The organism is Allobacillus halotolerans (assembly GCF_018967645.1).
Classification (GTDB): Bacteria; Bacillota; Bacilli; order Bacillales; family Alkalibacillaceae; genus Allobacillus; species Allobacillus halotolerans.
Window position 1 is genome coordinate 1 of record NZ_JAHLZF010000031.1, and the last position, 5,394, is coordinate 5,394.

Annotated in this window: 5 protein-coding genes and 2 pseudogenes; 1 reads left to right on the forward strand and 6 read right to left on the reverse strand. The window is 33.0% G+C overall.

Translation table 11 applies throughout. The features are described 5' to 3' along the window. Window positions 1–139: 139 nt before the first annotated feature. From KQ486_RS13535 to KQ486_RS13545, 3 genes are read right to left on the reverse strand one after another with little or no spacing between them, the layout of a single operon-like run. Entirely contained in the window at window positions 140–841 is a 702-nt protein-coding gene (locus KQ486_RS13535; protein ID WP_216687965.1) for an MAE_28990/MAE_18760 family HEPN-like nuclease, read from the reverse strand. Next, on the reverse strand, window positions 838–1,959 hold the full coding sequence (locus KQ486_RS13540; RefSeq protein ID WP_246569347.1) for a DUF262 domain-containing protein: 1,122 nt from the start codon (window positions 1,957–1,959) through the stop codon (window positions 838–840). The genes KQ486_RS13535 and KQ486_RS13540 overlap by 4 nt, the downstream gene beginning before the upstream one ends. Before the next feature lie 16 nt (window positions 1,960–1,975). After that, window positions 1,976–3,268: a DNA methyltransferase gene (locus KQ486_RS13545; protein ID WP_216687967.1), complete on the reverse strand. Its 1,293-nt coding sequence runs from the start codon at window positions 3,266–3,268 to the stop codon at window positions 1,976–1,978. Between the two features lie 256 nt (window positions 3,269–3,524). Here KQ486_RS13545 and KQ486_RS14445 point away from each other — a divergent pair. Continuing rightward, window positions 3,525–3,837, forward strand: a pseudogene (locus tag KQ486_RS14445) (IS5/IS1182 family transposase); the annotation flags it as partial. A 46-nt stretch (window positions 3,838–3,883) separates the two neighbouring features. Here KQ486_RS14445 and KQ486_RS13550 read toward each other — a convergent pair. The 3 genes and pseudogenes from KQ486_RS13550 to istB form a co-directional block, all read right to left on the reverse strand. Continuing rightward, the gene (locus KQ486_RS13550; protein ID WP_216687968.1) at window positions 3,884–4,078 is read right to left on the reverse strand and encodes a hypothetical protein; all 195 of its coding nucleotides are present in this window, start codon (window positions 4,076–4,078) and stop codon (window positions 3,884–3,886) included. Between the two features lie 15 nt (window positions 4,079–4,093). Further along, on the reverse strand, window positions 4,094–4,522 hold the full coding sequence (locus tag KQ486_RS13555) for a hypothetical protein (RefSeq protein ID WP_216687969.1): 429 nt from the start codon (window positions 4,520–4,522) through the stop codon (window positions 4,094–4,096). 132 nt (window positions 4,523–4,654) lie between these two features. Beyond that, window positions 4,655–5,384 (reverse strand): annotated as a pseudogene (istB, locus tag KQ486_RS13560) (IS21-like element helper ATPase IstB). Between the last annotated feature and the right edge of the window lie 10 nt (window positions 5,385–5,394).

Here is a 5,394-nt window from a genome sequence, read left to right on the forward strand (position 1 = left end):
AACAGCCGTTTTAGAGAAAATTCGGATGAAATAGTGCATTAGAGGGAGCAAAACCCACAATTATCGGTGAAGAACCTTAATTCTTTATTTTTAAAATAAGAAACCCAGTATGGATTTTTAAATAATCCTACACTGGGATTCAATGACTTTGTGTCTTAATCTCTTTAAGATATACTTCATTTTCTAAAGCTTTTATTACCATTTTTTTTAGTTCATCAATAATATTAAAGGTTGCGTTTTCAATATTATTGTAATCTTTTTCATTAATACCCTCTTTTTCAGCACCATGGGCAATATTGTTTCTTTTATTTAATAAGAGGTCTATTTTCCCTTCGTAAGATGAAAAGCTATCATGGGGAAATCCTAACCTAAAAAGGAGCTTCCTAAGCACAATTGGTTTTAAATTAGACTCAGTATCAATTAATTTTTCCGGTATTACAACCTTTTTATTCCAGAGATTATCTACGGCACTTAAGAAATCTACTTGACGAGAGTATTTATGCAATTTTTGATCACCAGGTAAGGAGTTTTTAAAAAATTTATTCTTCTTATCTCTGTTGTCATATGCCTTAAATGCTTCATCAAAAGAAGCAGTGGCTATATATTTATTTACTTTCGAGCTAGAAATTTCTTTTTTGTTGATCTCGTGAATATAAATTAAAAATAATGTTTTACAAAAACCTTCATAGTGTGAATAAAGCATAACAATAAGTGATTTACGATACTTTTCTTTATCGCTTTCTTTTGGGATATTAGGTAATTGATTTTTCAAAAATCGAATTTCATTGTACCTCCACGTTATCTCTTCTTCAATTTGCGCCCGAATATCTAAATTATTCATAATAATCCATCTACTCTTGTTTGAACAAAGCTGATTCTATCATTTAGAGGACGTGAATAATTTTTACCTCCACCGGTAGTCATCTTTCTAAATTCATCATCATTTTTGATATCGAGAAAGATTTCTTTTAACTTCTCAATTATATCACCATCTTCTGGATCTATTCGATTTATTGCATTTTGAATTCCCAATGTAAAAGCTTCATAGTGATAAGTTAGAAATCTTGTTATTAAATTACCGTTCTTATTCATTCCAGAAAAGATTTGGTTATCCAATGTTTTACTTAAAATATCAAATGTCTTTTTAAATAATGCTTCTTCTCTGTCATAATCAAAATTAACAGTTGTATTACTTGGATCCGAAACCTCTTCCATATAATCTGTTAAAAACTCCCCAACATCATGTTTATATTCATCTCTATAATTTTTAAAAGCAAAAAATCTTAACACCAATTCTTGATCATAACGTTGCTCTTTCTTCTCATCAGAAATATTATCTATACATCTTTGAAATGAATTAATCTTACTCATACTTATTATAAATTGATTAAAATCATCATTTAATAATTTTATTGTACTGTTTCTAATTTCTTGTGGTTTAAGATTCTCCCCTCCTGTATTCAATCTCTTAAACATATAATACCTAAGGCGTTGGTCACTCTCTTTTCTTAAAATTTCCACCCGAATAAAATTTCTTTTCAACTTAATAGCCATAGCTTTAGGTAAGTCGTCATATGTATATCCATTTAGTTCTGGCACAATATCACAATCACTTAATTCAAGCTGTTTAAATGTTCCATCGTCATTTTTTCTCATTTCATGCCTACCTCGAAAATGTAAGTATGATGAAATACGTTGCAAACCATCTATTAATTCATATATACCCTCTTCTCGCTCAATGAAGAAAATGGGCGGAACAGGCATTTCAAGAATTAAGGATTCAATAAATCTTGACTGGCTACCTTCAGTCCATCTAAATAACCTTTGATAATCAGGAGATATAACAAGTTCCCCATCCTCATACATATCCATTAATTCATTAAACGATAAATCTAAGCTTTTCGTTCTTATCTTTTCTATTTTTTGATCAACAGCGTTTACTAAATCGATACCAGACAACAAATCAAACACCACCCTAGTTAACTTTTTGAAAAATTAACGCACTTTCGCTTACAGCAGAACTTTTCCTGTATTTTCTTGTATCTTGGTGTATTGAGGCTAAAGTTCTTTTATTTTGATAACTAATTTTGTTTTCCACTCTCCAAGAAAGACTTTCTCCCATCTCAGAGAAAATAGTTGATAGGTCTATTAAAATATCTTTATAATATGAATCTTGAACAACAAGGATACAATAACTTCCACCTTTCATTACACGATTAATTTCTTTTATAGAATTATACATAGAATTAAAGTATTGTAAATAAACTTTATAATAATATGAACGAGATGCTTTTGATTCATGTTCAGCAACTAATTTCAAAAATGTATTAGCGAAGGTTCCCCATTCTTTTTTTATCTCAATAGGTTCTTTTATTATAGTCGGCGTGCCTATCATTTTATTTCTTAATTCAGTCAAATAATTCTCTGAAGAAAAACCCAATATTGCTAGTTCTAAAACAGTAGCAATTGCATAATCTATTCTTGTACAATAGGGTGGCGAGGTAATAATTGCATCTACAGAATTACTTGACAGGGGTAAAGATTCGGATGTATTTACAGATATAATCGCCCTATTTTTCACCTTTTTTTTTGAACTTTCGGTGCCAATAGATGAAACCATTTCAGTCATACTTGTTAGGAATGATTCAAAAACTTCATCTTCATTAATCTTCATTCTTTCACTAGTTAATTTTGGTCTCTTTATCCAGGTAGGATTCGATGATCTAAACGGGAATAATAGTTTCTTAATTGTCTTAAACAAACCTAAGTAATAAAATGCAACTTTACTTGATATACTTTCAAAGTTATATTTTTGTAATTTTCCTTTATCACTTACTAAGTTTTTATTAAGAATAGCCATCTCTAACTTCCTAAATATCAAAACACTGGAAGGGTGTAACCATATACTAAGCGGATCATCATTTGTTCCCTCTATTACACAATTGTGAGATTCATCTATAAGTTCGTGAGCTTCTTCTTCAACATTTTTTAAATACTTGTTGTCAATTCCTTTTGCCTTTGCGACAATTAACATTACAGGATTAATGTCGTACCCAATCGCCCTATATCCTAAGTCCTCAGCAATTTGAGTTGTAGTTCCGCTACCATTCCAAGGATCTAAAATTACTGAATCTAAAGAGAGATTTAAATAGTTTAGTGCATCTTCTACAAATTCCGGTGAATATCCAGCATAGTAATCAAACCAACTTGATTTATTTCTTTTATTACTATTATTTCTCTTAGGATTACTTAGTTTTATACTGCTCATGCGATTTACCCTCATTTCTCAAACACACTTTATAACCATATTAGATGTTTTTGCAAAATTCATCAATAATAAGTTAATAACTTGGTGTTTGAACTGTGTTTGTTATGTTTGATTTTTTATAACTAAACACTTGAATCAATTTCATAAATCTCAGCCCTTACTGGGCAAGGGTTTTAAACATAAAAAAGGATGTACCTCCCCGAAATCTGTATAATAGTACTTGTCCAAACATTCCAAAAGACTGGGGGTACTCCTTATGCCCTTTATTCGACAACCAAGCCTTTTTAGCATTCAAGAACTATACGATATGGAACTACCGAAAAATATGATGCCATCATTTCAGCCATCGATATTAGAATGATTTATCGTGAAGTCATGAAAAAATCCAATTACGGCGCGCCTGAAGAACTGAATTATGCGTCAATGATTATTTCTATTTCCATACGATATGTGGATCGAATACCTACAATCAAAAACGATTATACAAAGATATTGCTTTCAAATTTAATTACAGATTTTTAGTTTCGGATGCCATCCCGTCGGAAGTTTCTTATTCACGCATGCTCACGAATTAGCACAATCAGATGTCTTGGAGAAAGCTCAAAGAAAGCACAACTAGTTGTCATTGCTTTTCTTATCGGTATTCCTTGTAAAGTATTCAGACTTAGTGCCAAACCCTTTAGAAATATCTTCTGTACCAAATCTGGTACCTTCATCTATATTTTGGGTACCAAATCTAGAAGTATTATCGGTGTTATTTGATCCACCACCTAGTTTATCATCCCAACTTCTTTCATCATCTTTCGGCATAACGCTACCCCCTTCCTATATAAACATATTTATACTATAAACAATTGCTGTCATTATAATAGCAGCCATTATTGCATATAGACCTTTCTTATAAATTTCCACTTTCTTATTATTTACTTCATTATTGTGCTTAACTACTCTTTGATAATCAATCATAAGTTCCTTGGCAATTGTCTCAACTTTATCATGTGTATTATTTTCAACGAATCCTTTGATAGCTAATCTTTTATATGTTTGTATAGATATTACTCTGACAAAATAAATAACTGCCAATACTAGAATGACCAATGTTAAAAAAGTAAGGATAATTACTAAAACGATTGGAAATGCCTGACCGATAGAATCAATCTCAGTTTTTTTCAAATCAGGTAACTTCAAACTACTAGATAGGAAGACTAAGAGTGCACCTGCAAAAGCTAGAAAAGTGCCTGTCCGCGCTTCCAAACTTCTTACCCTCTCTGCCTCATATTCATACTCTTTTGTATAACAGACAGCATTAACTCAGCAGATGTATTTTGCAAGAGAAAATCTGATAAAAATGCAAAAGAAATTCGAGAACTTTGCCAGCCCCATTTTTTATGATGGGTAGTTCGATAGAGCGTGTGTAACACGATAACTGTCACCGGTAAAACTTAGTATATGAGCATGGTGAATCACACGATCCACCAATGCAGCTGTCAGTCTTGCATCGACGAAGATGCGATTCCATTGGCTAAATTCCAGATTGGAAGTAATGATAAGGCTCTTCTGCTCGTACCAGTCCGTAACTAGCTGGAACAGTAGCTCAGCTCCATCCTTACTAAACGGAATATAACCCCATTTCATCCAAAATGATGAGGTCCACCTTCTTGAACTTGTTCCTGAACCATTGAAGTTTACCCTCGTTCCAAGCTTTCTCCAATTGATCCACTAAATCGGCTACGCGGTAGAAACGCACTTCATATCCTTTTCGACATGCTTGCCGTCCCAATCCGGTTGCAATATGTGTCTTGCCTGTACCGGGCGAGCCTGTCAGAATGACATTTTCTTTTCGCGAAATGAATCCCAAGCTCTCCAGGTCTCCACGATTGATCTGTGGTGGAAATTTCACCTGGTCACCCCATTGAAAATTGTCTAACTCCTTACCGTTCATAAATCTGGCTTTCTTTATGAGACGTTCACCCTTGGCTGTATCACGAAGGTCGAATTCCTGCTGGAATAAGGCTTCCAGGTATTGACTGGGATTCTCGAAGGGGACTTTTTCATAAATATCTGCCACATAGGCTAGACGCAGCGATTTGCACATTTCTTTTAATCGATCACTCATGGATATTCGC